2 protein-coding genes and 1 pseudogene are annotated in these 2,444 nt (G+C 73.9%); 2 read left to right on the top strand and 1 reads right to left on the bottom strand.

The window, feature by feature from the left end; all coding sequences use genetic code 11:
• Window positions 1-78: 78 nt before the first annotated feature.
• Window positions 79-564: pseudogene (locus AB0C69_RS41165) on the bottom strand (ATP-binding cassette domain-containing protein); the annotation flags it as partial.
• Window positions 565-845: 281 nt separating this feature from the next.
• Between AB0C69_RS41165 and AB0C69_RS41170 the strand changes: the two are divergent.
• The gene (locus tag AB0C69_RS41170) at window positions 846-1,406 is read left to right on the top strand and encodes a PH domain-containing protein (protein WP_360362097.1); all 561 of its coding nucleotides are present in this window, start codon (window positions 846-848) and stop codon (window positions 1,404-1,406) included.
• Window positions 1,403-2,407: a PH domain-containing protein gene (locus tag AB0C69_RS41175; RefSeq protein WP_360362100.1), complete on the top strand. Its 1,005-nt coding sequence runs from the start codon at window positions 1,403-1,405 to the stop codon at window positions 2,405-2,407. The genes AB0C69_RS41170 and AB0C69_RS41175 overlap by 4 nt, the downstream gene beginning before the upstream one ends.
• Window positions 2,408-2,444: the final 37 nt, after the last annotated feature.

Below are 2,444 nucleotides of genomic sequence, written 5' to 3' on the forward strand. Positions count from 1 at the left end.
CGAGGTGGCCGCCCTGGATGGCGTGTCGCTCGACTTCGGACCTGGGACGTTCACCGCGATCATGGGGCCGTCGGGCTCCGGCAAGTCGACGTTGCGGATCTGCGGGCGCCCGACGAGGCTCGCGGCCAGGTCGAGGCGGCGGCGCATCCCGCCCGAGTAGGTCTTGGCGGCGCGCTCGGCGGCGTCGGTCAGCTGGAAGCGCTCCAGCAGCTCGGCGGCGCGCGCCCTGGAGTCCCGGCGCGAGATCCCGAGCAGCCGCCCGATCAGGATGAGGTTCTCGGTGCCGGTCAGCATCTCGTCGACGCCGGCGTACTGGCCGGTGAGCCCGATCAGCTGCCGCACCTTGTGCGCGTCCTTCACCACGTCGAACCCGCCGACCCGGGCGGCGCCGCCCGTCGGCTCGATCAGCGTGGCGAGGATGCGGGTCATGGTCGTCTTGCCGGCGCCGTTAGGCCCCAGCACGCCGAGAACCGTTCCGGCCTCGGCGGTGAGGGAGACGCCGTCCAGCGCCCGGGTCTCACCGAACCGCTTCTCCAGGCCGTCCGCCTGGATCGCGTAGGTCATGGGATCTCCTAGGACTCGGTTGCCGGACGCCCACGCCCCCGGCCAGGGGGACCAGCCAAAATAGGCGGAGTCCGGTTCAAGTGCATTCGAATTTCTGCCGCCGCCCAGGCGGCGCCCCGTCGGCGGCGTGAACCACGTCACAACGTCGCACGCGCCACCGACAATCTCGCACGCGCCACTGACAGAAACGACGGCGCGCCCGCGATCGTGCCGCCGGTTCCTCGGCGTTTCCGGTCGCGCGGGGCGGCGGGAAGGCGCGTCCGGCGCTCTAGACTCGCCGTGTGACGTCGGTGCGGCCTGGTCGCCGGAGGGACGGCGGGGGGCCGCGCCCGCCGCGTCTGAGGCCGCCCGAACACCGGGTCTCACCCCGCGCGATCGCGCACTGGGCCATCGAGTACCTGCTGCTGTGGGGCCTGGCTTTCGGCCTCGCCCTCGGCGTGGCCGCCTGGATCGGCGACGCGGGCTGGGACGCGCTGCCCGCCTGGCTGACCGGCCGGATCGGCTGGCTCCCCGCCATCGTCGGCGCCGCCGGGCTGCTGGTGGTCACGGTCGCGCCCGTGTGGCGGTACCGCGTCCACCGCTGGGAGGTGAGCTCCGACGTCGTCTACACGCGGACGGGCTGGTTCAGCCGCGAATGGCTGCTGGTTCCCGTCGGGCGCATCCAGACCGTCGACAGCAAGCAGGGGCTGATCGAACGGATGCTCGGCCTCGCCACCATCGAGGTCAACACCGCCTCCCACACCGGCTCCTCGGAGGTCGCGGGCCTGCCCGTGGCCGTGGCGACGCGCCTCGCCGAAGACCTCGCGCACCGCGCGCACGACCTCCGCGACGACGCCACGTGACCGCACGCCTGCATCCGCTCACCTTCGTGGTCGGCGCCGTCCGCGAGCTCCTGGCGCTCCTCGCCGCCGGCGCGACGGGCCTGCTCGTGGGCGGGCTGTCCACCGCGTTCTACTTCACGCTCGTGGGGCTGGCCTTCGGGCTGGTCTTCCACGTCGCGAACTGGGCGACGTTCACCTACGTGCTGCACGAGGACCGCATCGAGTTCCGGCGCGCGCTCGTCGGCCGGTCGGTCAAGAGCATCCCGCGCGACCGGATCCGGGGCGTGGACATCACCGCGTCCCTCCCGCACCGGCTGCTCGGGCTGGCGGTCGTGAGCATCGACGCCGGCGCGGACGGCGGCGAGGGGGAGCTGAACGCGGTCTCGCTCGGCGAGGCCGAACGGCTGCGCGGCGTCCTGCTCGCCCGGGACGCCCCGGTCCCGCCGCGCCGCACCCTCGGCCGCATGCGGCGCCGCTGGTACCTGTACGCCCCGCTCAGCGGCGCCTACCTGCTGACGCCGTTCGCGCTGGCGGGCAGCCTCCTCGGCACCGTCTACAACCTCGGCGACGACCTCGGTCTGATCACGCGGGAGCGCGTGGAGACGCTCGGCCACGACGTGGTGGGGCTGCCGACCGCCGTGGTGCTCGCGCTGGTCATCCTCACGCTGATCGCCATGCCCGTCATGTCGGTGATCGTCTTCACCCTCTTCAACTGGGACTTCACCGTCCACGAGCGGGACGGGTCCGTCGTCGCCGAGCGGGGGCTCGTCACCCGCCGCAGCGTCTCCCTCGAACGCCGCCGGCTGCGGGGCGTCGAGCTCGCCGACAACCCGTTCGAGCGCGCGGCGGGCGTGACGCGCCTCGGCGCCCTCATCACCGGGCTGGGGGACGCGGCCCAGCGGGGGCGGCTGCTGCCCGCCGCGCCCCGGGCGGCCGCCGAGGCCCTCGCCGCGCGGGTCGTCGGGAACCTCCCCGGGCCGCTGACCGCGCACCCGCCGGCCGCGCTGCTGGCTCGTCGCTGATGTTTCCGGTGAGGTGGGGGAGAGGTCGCCGTAGACG

It is taken from the genome of Actinomadura sp. NPDC048032 (genome assembly GCF_040653175.1).
GTDB classification, from domain to species: Bacteria; Actinomycetota; Actinomycetes; order Streptosporangiales; family Streptosporangiaceae; genus Spirillospora; species Spirillospora verrucosospora.